Raw genomic sequence first — 16,864 nt, forward strand, 5'->3', positions numbered from 1 at the left:
AAGGAAGGTAGTCATGAAAGAAGTGTCACAGCGTGATTCGTTCGCGTTCAGCGCCCGGGTACTGGGCGCGCTGTTTTATTTTGCTCCGGATAGTGAGCAGACTGCGCCGCTGGTGCAGGCGCTCACCGAAGGCGACTGGATTCAGGACTGGCCGCTGGCGCCGGAAACGCTGCAGCCTGTTGCAGATGCGTTCAAAACGCCATCCGATGAAGCGTTGAAAGATGCCTGGCAACGTCTGTTTATTGGCCCTTACGCCCTGCCGTCACCGCCGTGGGGTTCCGTCTGGCTGGATCGGGAATCCGTGCTCTTCGGCGACTCCACCCTCGCGCTGCGCCAGTGGATGCGTGAAAACAACATTGCCTTCGAGATGAAGCAGAACGAACCGGAAGATCACATCGGTACCCTGCTGTTACTGGCCGCGTGGCTGGCAGAAAATGGCCGCGACGCTGAACACGACCAGCTTCTGGCGTGGCACCTGCTGCCGTGGAGTACCCGCTTCCTGTCCGTGTTTGTTGAAAACGCCGGGCACCCGTTCTACACCGCACTGGGCAAACTCGCACAGCTGACGCTCGCGGACTGGCAGGACACGTTAATTATTCCGGTCGCGGAAAAAACGCTCTACCGCTAACGCCAGCACCTGGCTTGCTCACCGTTTCCGGGCAAGCCAGGCTCTCCAGCCACCAAATTCCGTGATATCCCGTGCCCCCTCCAGGCCATACGCCTCGCAGATAAACCCGGTCAACCAGCGTCCGTCCTGCAGCTCGATTTTTCCCAGCCCCAGAGGTGCGGGGATCCCGGCGAGAAACGACCCCACTTCGCTGTGCGGTAGCTCCCAGACCTCAACCGCAATCCCGGCCCCCTGGTCTGCCACCCGAACCATTCCGGGACGTTTACCGTCCGCCAGCGCATACAGACGGTAATAAGGTGCGCTGGTGGTCGCGTCGACAAGACGTGCTCCGCGCTCTCGTAACTGAACATTGAGCGCCAGACCGTCCATATGCGCACCGCAGACCACTATCCGCAGGCGGTCATGGGTTGCGGTGCAGGTCGGCGCGTCGTCCATCATGGCGCGGTTGCCCGGTAATGTTAATTTTGTGTGACGTTGTAACGCATCGGCCAGACTGAGCAGATACTGATCGGTAAACGCGCGGCCAAACAGCGTGACGCCGGATGGCAGCCCATTGTTCATTTCACCGACCGGAACCGCTACGGCGGCATAGTCGAGCAGGTTCATAAAGTTGGTATAGATGCCCAGCGCCGAGTTGCTTTTAACCGGTTCATCGGCCAGCTCAGCCAGACTCACCGGGCGGGGATACGTCGGGATTAATACGCAATCCAGGTCGGCCATCATGGCATCGCACTCGGCTTTATACCGCTGGAGTTTGTACTGCGCGTCAAACGTCGCCACCGCAGTGGCTGCAGGCGCGTTTTGCAGGACATCACGGATAACCGGCAACACCGCGTCCGGCTGGCGTTCAATCAGCGCACCCGCGAGGTGATAACGCTCGGCGACCCACGGGCCGTCATAGAGCAGTTTCGCGGCCGACAGAAACGGTGCAAAGTCGAGAGTCACGGGCACGCCACCCAGCGCGATAAGCCCCGTCTTCGCGCGGTGATACAGCGCCTCGCTTTCTGCACAGCCGAGAAACTCCAGCGTCTCCGGCACGCCAAAGCGAAAGCCCGCAGCAGGGACACCAAAAGCCTGCGGGCCGTTCCACGCCGGGTTGGACCGGCTGTATTCGTCACGCGGATCCTGTCGCGCCGTGAGTGCCAGCAGCTGGCTGGCCTCTGCTGCCGTCGCGGTGAAAAACGTGACGCAGTCCAGCGTGCGGCAGGCAGGCACAACCCCTGCCGTGGAGATGAGTCCTTTGGTTGCCTTGAGGCCGACCAGATTATTCAGCGAGGCCGGTACGCGCCCGCTACCGGCCGTGTCCGTTCCCAGTGCGAAGCTCGCCAGCCCCAGGGCGACCGCCAGCGACGACCCCGCGCTGGATCCACCGGACGGGTAATCCGGATGAACGCTGTTACGACATGGGCCATACGGCGAACGCGTACCGTTTAAGCCGGTAGCGAACTGATCGAGGTTAGTTTTCCCCAGAGGAATCGCCCCCAGCGCAATCAGCTGCGAAACTATCGTTGCATCCTGTTCTGCCCGATACGCAAATGCCGGACAGGCGGCGGTGGTGTCGATACCCGCCAGATCGATATTGTCTTTGATGGCAAAGGGCACGCCGAACAGCGGCAGCGCGTCCGGCGCTACGCCCTCCAGCGCGGCAAGGTACGGCTCCAGCTCTTCAGGGGTGAGCAGATAAATAAAAGCGTTAAATGACGGGTTCAGCGCCAGCGCGCGCTCGCGTAATGCCGTTATCACCTCACGCGGGGCGATCTGGCCTTCACGGTAGGCCTCTGCCAGCACAGAGAGACGTAAATCATAAAGAGGCTTCATGCTGTTTTCTCCAGAACGACCACGCACTGGCCCGCCCGCACCGACGACCCCGGCTGGACACGGACCTGACTGACCACACCGTCCTGAGTGGCAACTAACGGGATTTCCATTTTCATCGACTCCAGCACCACCAGCACATCACCTTCGCGCACGGTGTTGCCGACCTCAACGTTCACCTGCCACAGGTTGCCGGCAACCGGGCTTTCAACACCGGATTCTCCCGACCGTAACGGCACGTCGTCACCGTCATCCGTCGTTTCGTCGCTGCTGTCAAAATGCGCCTGTCCGCCCGCTATCCAGCGCTCACGCTCGGCGTTAAACGCCGCCTGCTGATGCGCTCGGAATGCCTCAATCTCAGGTGCTTCGTCCGCAAGAAACTGCTGGTACTCCGCCAGTTTCAGCGTGGTGTGTTCAATACGCAGCGGATAACGCCCCAGCGGGAAATCCCGGCGGATGGTTTGCAATTCCCCGGCTGAGACCGGATAAAAGCGAATTTGATCGAAGAAACGCAGCAGCCAGGGCTTGCCGCCGAAATCCTCTACCGTGCGATAGCGATTCCACATCTGCAGGGTTCGCCCCACAAACTGATACCCGCCCGGCCCTTCCATACCGTAGATGCAGAGGTATGCCCCGCCAATGCCCACCGAGTTCTCCGCCGTCCAGGTACGCGCCGGGTTGTATTTGGTGGTCACCAGACGGTGTCGCGGGTCGAGCGGCGTGGCCACCGGCGCGCCGAGGTAGACATCCCCCAGCCCCATCACCAGATACCGGGCGTCAAAGACCGTTTTATACACTTCATCAATGTTAGCCAGATCGTTTATGCGACGGATAAACTCCAGGTTGCTCGGGCACCACGGCGCATCGCGGCGTACGGTGGTCATGTATTTGTCGATGGCTTTCTGACACGCCGGATCGTCCCAGGAGAGCGGCAGCCAGACGATGCGCGACGGCACGTCCAGCGAGTCCTGGTCACAAACGCCCTGCCACAGCCCGGCGATCACCTCCAGCAGGCTATCCAGGCGCAGCGTTTCCGGCTGATAATGAATTTGCAGGGAGCGGATCCCCGGCGTGAGATCGATAACGCCTTTCAGCGCCCGGTCCTCCAGCGCCTGCATCAGCGCGTGGCCGCGAAAACGCAGCACCAGATCCAGCTCTGGCTCGCCAATCTCCAGCAGCAGATGGGTATCACCCGACACTCTCGCCACCAGACGTTTATCGTCAGTCCCCTGCGTCAGCACAATCGGTGAGTCCAGACCGGCAGGTTGCCACATGACAGGTTGCGGGGTCAGGCTGGCGATTTGGCGCTCCTGCGCCTGCGCCAGCCGTCGCGCGGTGGCAATATCCACCGGCACAAAGCGAACGTAATCTCCCGCCTTCAGTTGCCCTACCGCGTGCAGATCGGCCTCGATGATGGTGACCGGACAGACAAACCCGCCCAGACTTGGGCCATCCGGGCCGAGGATCACCGGCATATCGCCGGTAAAATCCACCGCGCCGATGGCATACGGATTGTCATGAATGTTCGACGGATGCAGGCCCGCCTCGCCGCCGCTGTCGCGAACCCATTCCGGTTTCGGGCCAATCAGGCGTACCCCCGTCCGGCTGGAGTTGAAATGCACTTCCCATTCGGTGGCGAAAAACGTCGCGATGTAATCCGGCGTGAAATACTCCGGCGCACCGTGCGGGCCGTAAATCACCCGCAGTTCGCGCACCGCGTCCAGCCTCGAGTGCAGCGCCTGCGGCAGCGGCGCGTCCGCTACTGGCTCGGTTAACGGCGCCAGATGCAAAATGTCACCTGTGCGGAGCGCCCGTCCGGCGTGCCCCCCGAACTGCCCCAGCGTGAAGGTGCTTTTACTGCCCAGATATTCCGGCACGTTAAACCCGCCGCGCAGGCAAAGATAGCTGCGCACGCCCGCACCGCGGATCTCTCCCATACGCAGCGTCATGCCCGCACGTACGCGAAAAACGTGATTATTGGCCAGCGGTTCACCGTCCAGCGTGAGCGCAATTTCAGCGCCCGTCACCACCAGCTGCGCATCGCAGTTGAATTTCAGCGTCGGGCCGCTGAGGGTGATCTCAAGCGCGGCGGCATCGTCTTTATTGCCCAGCAGGCGGTTACCCAGACGCAGCGCCAGGCTGTCCATTGGCCCGGATGGCGGAACACCAACCGCCCAGTAACCTGTGCGTCCCGGGTAATCCTGTACCGTGGTCTGCGTACCGGCGCTGAGCACCTCCAGCGTGGACGCCTGGTACATCAGGTGCTCAAGACAGCGGGTCCAGGGCTCACCTGCGGCAAACGGTGCGAAGGTCAGGATCTGCTGCAGATAACTGCGGTTGGTTTCAACGCCATAAAGACGGGTCTCCCCCAGCGCGGAATGCAGCACGCGGATGGCGGCTTCTCGTGTCGGCTGCCAGGCGATCATTTTGGCTAACATGGGGTCAAAAAACGGCGGGACTTCGCATCCGGCCTCAACCCAGCTGTCGATGCGCAACGTAACGCGGTCATCGGGCGGGAAAGCCACGTCGGTGAGCAGTCCCGGTGAAGGCTGGAACTGGCGGCCCGGGTTCTCGGCATAGATCCTGGCCTGAATGGCATGCCCCTCCGGTTTCAGGGTGTCACGCAGTTTCGCCAGTGGCGGCAACGTTCCGGCGGCAAGTTCGATCATCCAGCGCACCAGATCCACGCCCCACACCTGTTCGGTCACGCCGTGCTCCACCTGCAAACGGGTATTCACCTCAAGGAAGTAAAAGCGGGCGGCGTCGCTGTCATAGACGAATTCAACGGTGCCCGCGCTGCGGTAGTTGACCGCTTTACCGAGCGTTATCGCCGCCTCGCACAGTGCCTGCACCATGCCCGCCGGCAGGTTTGGCGCAGGCGTCTCCTCCAGCACTTTCTGGTTACGCCGCTGCACAGTGCAGTCGCGCACGCCGAGGGCAATCACCTCGCCCTTGCCGTCACCAAACAGCTGTACTTCCAGATGGCGCGCCCGCTCAATGTACTTTTCGATAAATACACCCGCGTCGCTGAAGTTATTTTTCCCCAGACGCACTACCGCATCGAACGCGTCACGCAGCGCTTCTGCGTCATAGCAGACGCGCATACCGATACCGCCGCCTCCCGCCGTGCTTTTCAGCATCACCGGATATCCCACTTCGGCGGCAGCGTTGACGGCCTGGTTAACATCGGCCAGCAGGTCGGTGCCCTCCAGCATCGGAACCCCGTGCGTTTTCGCCAGCGCGCGAGCGGTATGCTTTAGCCCAAACAGACGCAGCTGTTCCGGCGTGGGGCCCACAAAGGCAATCCCCGCGGCGTCACACGCTTCGGCGAACGCGGCGTTTTCCGAGAGAAAACCGTAGCCCGGATGAATGGCCTGTGCCCCGCTGGCTTTCGCGGCGGCGATGATCTTCGTGCTATCCAGATAGGTATTCGCCGCCGGGCCATCGCCCAGACTCAGCGCTTCATCGGCCTCGCGAATATGCAGGCTGCTGATATCCGCCTCGGAATAGACTGCAACACCACGGATTTTCATGGTGCGCAGGGTGCGTAAAATGCGGCAGGCTATCGCCCCGCGGTTCGCAATCAGGAGTGTCGTCAACATAGGTCAGACTCAATCGTGGCGGGTCGTCCCGCCGAAAATCGGCTCACCCATGGTCGTCCATGGGGGAAAAAGCGGTTACGGCAGAATGCGTCCGGCACGAACTTCAAACAGGCGGTACAGCGCCTGGCGCAGTCGCTGCCAGCGGGTGGGCGTCAGTTCCATACCAGCACCTCAACAGGCGTTGGGTTCCAGCCGTTGCAGGGGTTATTCAGCTGTGGACAGTTGGAGATCAAGACAATGACGTTGCACTCGGCGCGCAGGTCGACGTATTTCCCCGGCGCGGAGATGCCATCTTCAAACGTCAGCCCACCCTCTGGCGTCACCGGCACGTTCATAAAGAAATTGATGTTGGCCGTGATGTCACGTTTTTGCAGACGGCCATCGTGCAGACAGGCGCAGAGGAAGTTATCGCGGCAGCTGTGCATATGGCGTTTATCGAGGGCGTATCGCACGGTGTTGCTCTCCTGGGCGCAGGCCCCGCCGAGGGTATCGTGACGCCCGCAGGTATCGTCGATAATGGTCAGCAGGGGGTTACCGAGGCTGGAGTACAGGACGCTGCCCCGCGTGAGATAGGCGTTGTTCTGACGGCGCAATGTGCGCTGCGCATCGTAACGTTCACGCGGGTTATCGGCATTGTAGAACAGCGTGTCGACCGCCTGGTTACCTTCCAGGTCGAGCAGGCGCAACGTCTGCCCTTGTTTCACCTCGAACAGGTACGGTTCACCTGCCGGGATCACGTGGCGAAATACCGCGTCTTGCACATGCTTTTCAGAGATCATGGTCATTTTACTGCTCCTTACAGGGCGAAAAGCCGGGTATTGGTCATGGCGCGTTCGTTTTCCGGGCGCGTCAGAAGCGCGTTAACGGCCCCCTCTTCATCCTCAGCCTGTCGCCAGCTCAGCGCGACCGGTCGTGGGGCATATTCCCGGGACGGATCCATCGGATGCTGCAGCGCGGTCATCACCACAAGCGTGTCCATGGGGGCGTACAGCTCCACGTAACTGCCCGGCTGCGAATAACCGCCGTGGAAGGTGAACTGACCGCGGTCATCGACGGTGACTTTGCTGAAGAAGTTGACCACCATCAGCAGATCTTCGAGGTTGAGATCCCACTTACCCATCTCCACCAGCAGGTTGTCCGTTCCGTTTCGGTAAAACCCGTTACGCAGTTCCTGATAGCGTCCCTGGCCATACTTTTCAGTCACCTCGGCGGCGTTCAGTACGCCGCCAAACGGGTCATGCCAGCCGCAGGTATCTGCGGTGATGCCTGCCAGCACGCGTCCCATGTCGGAGTAAAAGCAGTGTCCGGCTGTCAGACGCGCGGTGTGCTGACCTTTCAGGGTGTCGGGCAGGTTAAGACGTTCACTTTTCTCGTGCGGATTCAGCATCAGCAAGCTGACGTTTGCTCCACCTTCAATGTCGGTCATACGCAGGATCTGCCCGCGCTTAAGCACAAACGAGAGGTGACCGCCGCCGGGCAGGATCTCTTCACGTAACATGGTCATGGTATTCACGGTGTTAACCCCTTAATGCATAAACGTTATCGGGAGCCGTTCCACTCAGCGCGGAGAGCCGCGTCTCGTTGAGCGGAATGTCGTAGGTAATACGGGCGCCAAAGGCGTTGGGCGCCTGCGGGTCGAGGCGCACTTTGTCGAACACCAGTAAGCGGGTGCCGAGGTTAAAGCCCTCCGAAAGATCGTGGGTGACCATAAAGACGGTCATGCGGGTCTCCCCCCACAGCTGAAGCAACAAGGCGTGCATATCTTTACGGATACCCGGGTCCAGGGCGCCAAACGGCTCATCCAGCAGCAACACGCGCGGCTGCATAATGAAGGCCTGCGCAATGGCTAAACGTTGCTGCATACCGCCGGAAAGCTGGGCCGGGTATTTGTGCATCGCATGCCCGAGACCGACTTTTTCCAGCATCCCGGTGGCCCGCTCACGCGCCGCGCGTTTCTTTGCCCCAAACAAGCGCCCGAACAGCGGCGCTTGCGGCAGTTCCAGACCTATGGTGACGTTATCCAGCACGCTGAGATGCGGGAAAACGGAGTAGCGCTGAAACACCACGCCCCGGCTGCTGTCCGGCTCGGCGCGCAGCGGTTTACCATCCAGCGTAATGGACCCTCGGCTGGGCGCTTCCTGACCGAGCAGCAGGCGCAAAAACGTGGATTTTCCGCAGCCAGAGGCCCCCACCATTGAGCAGAACTCACCCTCTTTCACCTGCAGATTGAGGCGCTCCAGCACCACGTGGTCGCCGTACTCCTGCCAGATATTGTTGATGGTGATAAAGCTCATGCCTTCCCTCCTTCCGCCCAGGGAAACCAGGTTTTATGTAACTGGCGCAGGGCCAGATCCATCAGCCAGGCCAGCAGCGTGATCCACAGGACGTACGGAATGATCACATCCATCGCCATATAGCGGCGCACGAGGAAAATGCGATAGCCCAGCCCGGCGGTTGAGGAGATGGCCTCCGCCGAAATGAGAAACAACCATGCCGACCCCAGCAGCAGACGCAGCGAGGTCAGAAGCCGCGATAGCAGCTGCGGAAGTACCACGCGCAACACCAGCGTCCAGCTGTTGGCACCCAGCGTCTGGGCTTTGATCAGAATCTCCGGTGGGATTTCGCACGCGCGATGCTCCAGATCGCGCGCCAGCATCGGAGTGATGCCGATGACAATCAGCATCACTTTCGACAGTTCATCCAGCCCGAAAACGATAAATAGCACTGGCAGGATCGCCAGCGGCGGGATCATCGACAGCACCGTCATCAGCGGCGAGAGCGACGCGCGCCACAGTGGGAAAACACCGGCGGTGACGCCAACACAGAGGCCGATGATCGAGGCGATGACCAGCCCCGTCAGAAGACGGGCAAGGCTCACCAGCGTGTCCACCCAGAACAGATAGTCACCGCTGCGTTTATCCGGGGTAAACGCCATGCGTGATAGCGCGTCCAGCATCTGCTGCAGGCCAGGCAGCAGCTTGTCCTGCGGGTTAGCCTCCAGCCTGACCGCGGAACCGAAAAAGTATGCGGCCAACAGCAGGACGAAAGGCAGCATCACGAGCATCAGCCGCATGCCGGGCGTGGGATGGCGATTAATTTGTCGCATGGATGTTCCGTCCGTTATTACAGCGTGCCGGCAGCGGCCATTTTCACGAAGCTGTCGTCAAAGCGCAGCTTCACGTTGCTGGCATCGCCCTGGGTGACATTGCCCGGGAAGCGCATGCCGATGAAATCCGCGCTTTGCGCCCCATCGCCCAGCAGCCCTTTATCGAACGAAAACGTGGCTACGCGCTGCATGGTTTTCGCCAGCTCCGGCGAGGTTAAAAAGGCAATATTGTCCTGCGGGGTATAGAACAGGTGGGTTGTTTTCAGCTGTGCCTGATAACCGGCCAGATCGGTACCGGAGGCGGCGGCCATTGCGTTGAGCACGGTGGCATCCTGCGCTTTCATCAGCCCCATCATCTCGTACCATGCGCCGGTTAATGCTTTGCCAAGCGCCGGGTTGTCTTTCAGGGTTTCGCTGTTGACCACCATCATGTCGATAAGCTCACCCGGTACCTGAGAGGAGCTGAACACTTCTGTCGTTTTTGGCGTGCCTTTGATGACCGACAGCTGCGGGTTCCAGGCTACCGCTGCCTGCACATTTGCCGTGCCAAAGGCGGAGACGATGTCCGCGTCAGACGTGTTTACCACAGTGACGTCTTTTTCGGCCAGGCCGGCTTTTTCCAGGCCGCGCACCAGCAGATAGTGGGAAACAGAGAGCTCAGGCAGGTAGACTTTCATCCCTTTCAGGTCGTTGAGCGTTTTGCCCTCGCCCTTCATCACTACGCCGTCGTTGCCTTCTGAATAGCTGCCGAGGATCAGCGCCGTGGTATCAACGCCGCCCGCGGCCGGTATGGTCAGCGCATCCATATTGGTCATGGTGCAGCCGTCAAACTGGCCCGCAGTGTACTGGTTGATGGATTCGATATAGTCGTTGAGCTGAACAACGTTGATTTTGATGCCGTATTTATCGGCCCATTTATCGATGATTTTGCTACTGCTGAGGGTGCCCCAGGGCATCCAGCCGGCGTAGATGGTCCAGCAGACGTTGAACTCTTTCTTCACCGCAGCAAAGGTGGGGAGACTGACCAGCATCGCCAGGGAGAGTACCAGGGTGCGGAATAATGGCGTTTTCTTCATGCTTGACCTCTGAGTGGCACAAAATTAGGGGGCAGCGCGACACCTTCAGGTGCTGCTGTCTCCCGGGCTTTTGTCCCGCCGTGTAACCTCTCAGAGGTCGCCAGCTCTTGGACCAGCCATTCACCGCAGTGAACCGGAACCCTAGCCAGCTATTTTTCAAATTGTGGTGTGCTGCCCTTCAGTGTTAAGCGTTGCAAGGGATATGCCAGAATTTTTTATGTTAATTATTAAACTGTTAAGTCTGCCTGTGCAGGCTGTTTCACCGTTTTGGTGAGACACGGCGAGTTGAGTGCACCGTGTTGGTGCTCTTTGGGATGACGCGTGGCGCTGACGGCGTTGCCCACAGAACGTGTCTGCGACAGCAGGAAAGGCTCAAAATGATGTGCTGGTTTTTGCCAGGTCTTTCATCATCGTCGTCGTCAGGCTGAGCTGCTCGCTTCCCATTTTACGTGACAATTCCTCTCTTGCGGACTGCCATACGGGGATCACGGATGTCAGAAGCGCCCACCCCTGCGCGGTCAGGCTAAGTTGTTTTCCACGGCGTCCGCGCCCCCCCGTTGATTCAATAACCCCACGGGACTCCATAATCCGTATGTTTCGGCTCAGTGTGGTTGCATCCACCCCGGCCTTTGATGCAAGCCCTGCCACCGTTTCATTTACGCCACCGCCGATCCCCACCAGCAGGCTGAACTGTTCTGCCGTCAATTCATAAGGTCTGAAGCAGGCGTTGTAATAACGCGTAATAGCCCGTGCTGTTGCACGTGCCTGATACGCCGGACAGGTCTCGGGGATGGTTTTTAGTAACGCCAGATCAACAGTGTTCATACTTTACGCTCGACAGATACGGTGAGATAAAATAGTGTATATACACTATTAACGCTATTCAAGGTATCATGATGCCCGCATTTATCCATATCAATTTACGTGTTATCGACCCTGCACGGCAGGCCAATCTTGCCCCTCGCTTCAGACTGGCACTTGAAGAGGCCGGCGGCAAAATTCTGCATTTTGGTCCTGTTGTCGAACTCCTTGAAGGCGATGAAGAACCGCTACCCTTTGCTGGCATTTTTGAGTTCCCTTCACTGCAGCAGGCGCTGGCGTTTTACCATTCGGAAAAATATGCCCCGATCAAAGCTGAACGCCAGCTGGCACAGCAGGCAAAAATGTTCGTTGTCACCACTGACTAAGCGTTTCGTTTCCTTGCCTGCGGTATCGTTTCCAGATTTCTCCACCCGTTCGCCAGAACCGGTGTAGAGTTTTTAAACACTGCATCTCTAAAAGGACACCGGCATCATGTTAAGCATCCTGGGCAAGACAACCTCGATCAACGTACGTAAAGTGCTCTGGACCTGCGAAGAAGCGGGTATCGAGTATCACCAGGAAGACTACGGCAGCGGTTTTGCCTCCACGCAAACCGCTGCCTTCCGCGCCCTGAATCCCAACGCCATGGTTCCCGTGCTGCTCGATGACGAGTTCGTCCTCTGGGAATCTAACGCAATCTGCCGTTATCTGGCCCGTAAAGCCGGCCGTGAGGATCTCCTGCCAACGGAACCGCAGGCCTGCGCCAACGTCGAACGCTGGATGGACTGGCAGGCAAGCGAATTTAACAATGCCTGGCGGTATGTCTTTCCGGCACTGGGACGCAATAACCCGGACTATAACGACCCGGAGCGTATTGCCGCCGGAATTAAAGCGTGGAACCACTGCATTGCTATTCTGGAGGAGCAGTTGCAACGCACCGCAGCCTATACGGCGGGCGAGGTGTTTACCCTTGCAGACGTGGTACTTGGTCTCTCGGTGAACCGCTGGAAAATGACGCCATTTGATAAGCCTGATGTGCCGGCAATTAACGCCTGGTTCGAACGGCTTAATCAGCGACCGGCATTTTTACGTCACGGGAATAACGGTATGGTGTAAGTTTTTCAGCCCACACACATTCAGCAAGGATATTTTATTTAATTACAAAACCCTGAATGCCGTTATCAGGAATAATAATTAAGCAATATCCTGGACAGCCCCTTGCACCGCTTTGCTAGCCTGAATAGTCAGGCAAAGCTCAACCCGGAGGTATTCTTGCTGATTAAACTCAAAAAAGAACGAACGCATCAGGAGGATCGCCTGCTCGCACTCTGGCTGGCGACCTCTGCAGGCTTGCTCAACGCCATCGCCCTCGGGGCATTTGGCTTTTTTCCCTCCCATATGACCGGCAATACCTCCCAATTATCCAGCGAAGTTTCCTCTACCGATCTGAATGATATTTTGTTCTTTGGCACCATTATTCTGTCTTTTGTTGCCGGCGCAATCATGGCCCGTATCATCGTGTTATGGGGGATTATCCATAATATCAGGCTGGTTTTTTGCCAGATACTGTTGGTCGAGGGATTATTACTGACCGGCGTTTCCTGTTACGAGATGTATTTCCATGCCCTCACGACTAACCGTGAAATTATTATCTTTCTTTGTGGTCTGATGGGGATTCATAATTCAACATCGACCCAGCTTTCCGGCGGCCGGGTAAGATCAACCCATATTACCGGCACGCTGACGGACGCGGGAATATCCCTGGCCTCGGTCCTGGTGGCGATGCTCCGCCGGGATTATTCCAAAGATACGGCAGCGCAAAAAAGTCAGCTTAAAACCCACTTAACCACCATTTTCTCGTTTATTACCGGCGGTATCGCCGGGCTGCTCCTGTTCAGGTGGATTGGGTTTAACGCCATGCTGGCGCTTGGGGTAATGCTCGTCGTTGTCGCCGCCTTTTCCATCATCAGCACCTCAGTGCGCGTTCGCCGGGTGCGCGCCGCCTTCAGCCGATAATGAGGGTCGCAGGCGTGAGGAGACGCTCACGCCATGTGACACTGTCACATTTTAAATTACGCTTTAGGACAATTCTGTCTGCCCCACAGCCAGCCCTTGCTCCATAAGGCTTAACCTAAGGTTGTCACTAATTTCATAGGGTTACTGATTTTCCCCCTTCGCTGGAACCCATCCCAAACGCTTGCTATAGGTCAACTACCCCTGCCGAAACATGGCATAACAACAGGCAACCCGTGGTTGCTATAACGCATGCGCACAGGGAGACACATCGCAATGCACCCATTACTCAAACGTTCGCTGCTTTTTGTCGGCGCCATTATTGTGGTCGTTGCCCTCCTCACCTGGGGAATTGGGCTGGATACAATTAAGGCGCGTCAGGTTGACCTGATTTACCTCGGGCAACAGCATTTAATCCTGGTATTCTCATCCATGTTCTTTGCCCTGCTGATGGGTATTCCCAGCGGCATTTTGTTGAGCCGCCCGTCAGCACGCGGTATCGCTGAATACGTGATGCAAATCTTTAATGTCGGTAATACCCTGCCGCCGCTGGCCGTTCTGGCGCTGGCAATGGTGGTGATTGGTATCGGTGATACGCCTGCGATTATCGCCCTGTTCCTCGCCTCGCTGCTGCCGATAGTGCGCAACACCTATGCCGGACTGTGCTCGGTTCCGTCGTCGTTACTGGAAGCGGCTAATGGCATTGGGATGACGAAATGGCAGCGTCTGCGCCAGGTCGAACTTCCCAACGCCTGGCCAGTAATGCTCTCCGGGATCCGCATTGCCACCGCCATCAACGTGGGTACCGCCCCGCTGGCCTTCCTGATTGGTGCCAGCAGCTACGGCGAACTGATTTTTCCCGGTATCTACCTCAACGACTTCCCGACGCTGATCCTCGGCGCGGCGGCCACCGCCCTGTTTGCTCTGATCCTCGACACCCTGCTGGCTGCGCTGGGTCGCGTGATGAGTCCACATCTCGCTCGATAACAATAACAAGGAGCTTTTATGAGACTGATATCCAGCCTGACGGCGCTGTGTGCCGCGGCACTGTTCACCAGCCAGGCGATAGCGGCCCCGCTGATCCTGGCGACCAAGAGCTTTACCGAGCAGCACATTCTCTCGGCCATGACCGTCCAGTATCTGCAAAAAAAGGGATTTCAGGTCCAGCCACAGACCAATATTGCCACGGTCATTTCCCGCAACGCGATGATCAACAAACAAATTGATATGACCTGGGAGTACACCGGCACGTCGTTAATCATTTTTAACCACATCAACAAGCGCATGTCGCCACAGGAGTCTTACGAGACGGTGAAACGCCTGGACGCGAAGCACGGTCTGGTATGGCTCAACCCCGCCGATATGAACAATACCTACGCCTTCGCCATGCAGCGTAAACGCGCCGAAGCGGAACACATCAACACCATGTCTGAAATGGTCGCAAAGATTGAGCAGACCCGTAAAACCGATCCGGATAAAAACTGGCTGCTGGGTCTGGACCTCGAATTTGCCGGACGCAGCGACGGGATGAAACCGCTGCAGGCGGCATACAACATGGAACTGGATCGCCCGCAGATCCGCCAGATGGACCCGGGCCTGGTCTATAACGCGGTGCGGGACGGTTTCGTCGATGCCGGGCTTATCTATACCACCGACGGGCGGGTAAAAGGCTTCGACCTGAAGGTGCTGGAAGATGATAAAGGCTTCTTCCCGAGCTATGCGGTCACTCCCGTGGTGCGTAAAGACACCCTTGACGCCAATCCGGGTCTGAAAGAGGCGCTGAATACTCTCTCCGCCCAGCTCAATAACGACGTTATCACCGAACTGAATAAGAAGGTGGATATCGACCATCAGTCACCGCAGCAGGTCGCCCGTGATTTCCTGCGTAGCAAACAGTTGCTGTAGGAGGCGCTATGGAGACGATTCACTACATTCTGGATAACTGGGACTATCTGTTAACCCTGACGCTGCAACACCTGTGGCTGGTGGCGCTGGCGGTTGGGCTAGCCATACTCATCGGCGTCCCTCTGGGGATTTTGATTGTCCGCCACAAATGGCTGGCGACGCCGGTGCTGGGGATTGCCACCATCGTGCTGACGATACCGTCCATTGCGCTGTTTGGCCTGATGATCCCGCTCTTTTCGCTGATCGGTCAGGGTATTGGTGCCCTGCCCGCTATCACGGCGGTGTTTCTCTACTCGTTGCTACCAATTGTGCGTAACACCCATACCGCGCTGGACAGCCTGCCGCCGGGCCTGCGTGAAGCCGGACGTGGTATCGGGATGACCTTCTGGCAGCGTTTGCGCTGGGTTGAAATCCCGATGGCACTGCCGGTGATTTTTGGCGGTATCCGCACCGCCGTCGTGATGAACATCGGCGTGATGGCCATTGCCGCAGTGATTGGCGCTGGCGGCCTTGGCCTGCTGCTGCTTAACGGCATCGGCGGTAGCGATATTCGAATGTTAATTGCGGGTGCGCTGATGATCTGTCTTTTAGCGATTGTGCTCGACTGGCTGCTGCATCGTCTGCAGGTCGTTCTGACTCCAAAGGGGATACGATAATGATAAAACTGGAAAACCTCACCAAACAATTTTCGCAAAAACACGGCCAGAGCGTTAAGGCCGTCGACAACGTCAACCTCAACGTGCCTGAAGGGGAAATGTGCGTCCTGCTTGGCCCGTCAGGCTGTGGGAAAACCACCACCCTGAAGATGATTAACCGTCTGATCGCACCAAGCAGCGGCACGATCCTGATTAACGGCGAAGACACCAGCGGGATGGATACCGTGACCCTGCGCCGCAATATTGGCTACGTTATTCAGCAGATTGGTCTGTTCCCGAACATGACCATTGAGGAGAACATCACCGTGGTGCCGCGCATGCTGGGCTGGGATAAAGCCCGGTGTAAAACCCGCGCTGAAGAGCTGATGGATATGGTGGCCATGGACCCGCATAAATTTCTCAACCGCTATCCGCGTGAAATGTCCGGCGGTCAGCAGCAGCGTATCGGCGTGATCCGCGCCCTGGCGGCGGATCCTCCGGTACTGCTGATGGATGAACCGTTCGGTGCGGTGGACCCGATAAACCGCGAGGTGATCCAGAACCAGTTCCTGGAGATGCAGCGTAAACTGAAAAAGACCGTGATGCTGGTCAGCCATGACATCGACGAGGCCCTGAAGCTTGGGGATCGTATCGCCGTCTTCCGCCAGGGGCGTATTGTCCAGTGCGCCAGCCCGGACGAACTGCTGGCAAAACCGGCGAATGAGTTCGTCGGCTCGTTTGTCGGCCAGGACCGTACGCTCAAGCGTTTGCTGCTGGTATCGGCAGGTGATGTCACCGACCAGCAACCGACCCTCACCGTGCGGGGCTCTACCCTGCTTTCTGACGCCTTTGCGACCATGGATGACAACGATATTCGCGCCATTACCGTCGTGGACGATCGGGGTAAACCGCTGGGCTTTGTGAAGCGTCGGGAAGCGCGTAATGCCAGTGGCACCTGTGCCGATATCCTGCATCCGTTCCGTATGACCGGCAAAGCGGAGGATAACCTGCGCGTGGTGCTTTCACGGTTGTATGAGAGCAACACCAGCTGGATGCCGATTGTCGACGAAGAGGGCCGCTATAACGGCGAGATCTCACAGGATTATATTGCCGAGTATCTCAGCTCCGGTCGTACGCGCCGGGCGCTGAATATTCACAGCGAGAGTTAAGCGAAAACACTCCGCCGGGCGGGCCAGACGTATGGCGCTGACCTGCCCGGCGGCACGCTCCCCCACAGCGCATTTGCTCAGGCCGACACGGTTCATCGCACGCATACCTTTTGC

General features: G+C 58.1%; 16 protein-coding genes and 1 riboswitch. Of the genes, 8 read left to right on the top strand and 8 right to left on the bottom strand.

The features are described from left to right. Positions 1–13: 13 nt before the first annotated feature. Positions 14–628: a Tat proofreading chaperone DmsD gene (gene dmsD / locus AB6731_RS05820; protein ID WP_371006043.1), complete on the top strand. Its 615-nt coding sequence runs from the start codon at positions 14–16 to the stop codon at positions 626–628. 18 nt (positions 629–646) lie between these two features. Here dmsD and atzF read toward each other — a convergent pair whose 3' ends face one another. From atzF to AB6731_RS05860, 8 genes are all read right to left on the bottom strand, one after another. Further along, positions 647–2,446 carry an allophanate hydrolase gene (gene atzF / locus AB6731_RS05825; protein ID WP_371006044.1) on the bottom strand — a complete coding sequence of 600 codons (1,800 nt, stop codon included), beginning with the start codon at positions 2,444–2,446 and terminating at the stop codon, positions 647–649. Continuing rightward, entirely contained in the window at positions 2,443–6,045 is a 3,603-nt protein-coding gene (uca, locus tag AB6731_RS05830) for an urea carboxylase (protein WP_371006045.1), read from the bottom strand. The genes atzF and uca overlap by 4 nt, the downstream gene beginning before the upstream one ends. Positions 6,046–6,197: 152 nt before the next feature. Beyond that, positions 6,198–6,830 (bottom strand): urea amidolyase associated protein UAAP2, encoded by a 633-nt coding sequence (locus AB6731_RS05835; RefSeq protein WP_371006046.1) that lies wholly within the window; start codon positions 6,828–6,830, stop codon positions 6,198–6,200. Between the two features lie 11 nt (positions 6,831–6,841). After that, positions 6,842–7,549, bottom strand: a complete 708-nt coding sequence (locus AB6731_RS05840) for an urea amidolyase associated protein UAAP1 (protein ID WP_040019021.1) — start codon at positions 7,547–7,549, stop codon at positions 6,842–6,844. 13 nt (positions 7,550–7,562) lie between these two features. Continuing rightward, the gene (locus tag AB6731_RS05845; RefSeq protein ID WP_014169870.1) at positions 7,563–8,339 is read right to left on the bottom strand and encodes an ABC transporter ATP-binding protein; all 777 of its coding nucleotides are present in this window, start codon (positions 8,337–8,339) and stop codon (positions 7,563–7,565) included. After that, the gene (locus AB6731_RS05850; RefSeq protein ID WP_014169869.1) at positions 8,336–9,151 is read right to left on the bottom strand and encodes an ABC transporter permease; all 816 of its coding nucleotides are present in this window, start codon (positions 9,149–9,151) and stop codon (positions 8,336–8,338) included. Before AB6731_RS05850 ends, AB6731_RS05845 begins: the two co-directional genes overlap by 4 nt. A gap of 17 nt (positions 9,152–9,168) precedes the next feature. Continuing rightward, complete coding sequence (locus AB6731_RS05855; RefSeq protein ID WP_032681129.1) at positions 9,169–10,227, bottom strand: putative urea ABC transporter substrate-binding protein; 1,059 nt, start codon at positions 10,225–10,227, stop codon at positions 9,169–9,171. A 57-nt stretch (positions 10,228–10,284) separates the two neighbouring features. Beyond that, positions 10,285–10,383: riboswitch (guanidine-I (ykkC/yxkD leader) on the bottom strand. A gap of 216 nt (positions 10,384–10,599) precedes the next feature. Further along, on the bottom strand, positions 10,600–11,052 hold the full coding sequence (locus tag AB6731_RS05860) for a MarR family winged helix-turn-helix transcriptional regulator (RefSeq protein WP_014169866.1): 453 nt from the start codon (positions 11,050–11,052) through the stop codon (positions 10,600–10,602). 71 nt (positions 11,053–11,123) lie between these two features. On the opposite strand from AB6731_RS05860, the gene AB6731_RS05865 reads away from it, so the two are divergent. From AB6731_RS05865 to osmV, 7 genes are all read left to right on the top strand, one after another. Next, entirely contained in the window at positions 11,124–11,414 is a 291-nt protein-coding gene (locus AB6731_RS05865) for a DUF1330 domain-containing protein (RefSeq protein WP_032678054.1), read from the top strand. Between the two features lie 106 nt (positions 11,415–11,520). Further along, positions 11,521–12,144: a glutathione S-transferase family protein gene (locus AB6731_RS05870; RefSeq protein ID WP_014169864.1), complete on the top strand. Its 624-nt coding sequence runs from the start codon at positions 11,521–11,523 to the stop codon at positions 12,142–12,144. A 156-nt stretch (positions 12,145–12,300) separates the two neighbouring features. After that, complete coding sequence (locus AB6731_RS05875) at positions 12,301–13,044, top strand: YoaK family protein (RefSeq protein ID WP_047357364.1); 744 nt, start codon at positions 12,301–12,303, stop codon at positions 13,042–13,044. A gap of 273 nt (positions 13,045–13,317) precedes the next feature. After that, complete coding sequence (gene osmY, locus AB6731_RS05880) at positions 13,318–14,028, top strand: osmoprotectant ABC transporter permease OsmY (protein ID WP_059306006.1); 711 nt, start codon at positions 13,318–13,320, stop codon at positions 14,026–14,028. Positions 14,029–14,046: 18 nt separating this feature from the next. Further along, positions 14,047–14,946 carry an osmoprotectant ABC transporter substrate-binding protein OsmX gene (osmX, locus tag AB6731_RS05885; RefSeq protein WP_073396666.1) on the top strand — a complete coding sequence of 300 codons (900 nt, stop codon included), beginning with the start codon at positions 14,047–14,049 and terminating at the stop codon, positions 14,944–14,946. Positions 14,947–14,954: 8 nt separating this feature from the next. Beyond that, positions 14,955–15,602 (top strand): osmoprotectant ABC transporter permease OsmW, encoded by a 648-nt coding sequence (osmW, locus tag AB6731_RS05890; protein WP_014169860.1) that lies wholly within the window; start codon positions 14,955–14,957, stop codon positions 15,600–15,602. Next, the gene (osmV, locus tag AB6731_RS05895; RefSeq protein WP_020884283.1) at positions 15,602–16,750 is read left to right on the top strand and encodes an osmoprotectant ABC transporter ATP-binding protein OsmV; all 1,149 of its coding nucleotides are present in this window, start codon (positions 15,602–15,604) and stop codon (positions 16,748–16,750) included. Before osmW ends, osmV begins: the two co-directional genes overlap by 1 nt. Positions 16,751–16,864: the final 114 nt, after the last annotated feature.

The organism is Enterobacter sp. RCC_40 (genome assembly GCF_041360735.1).
Classification (GTDB): Bacteria; Pseudomonadota; Gammaproteobacteria; order Enterobacterales; family Enterobacteriaceae; genus Enterobacter; species Enterobacter ludwigii.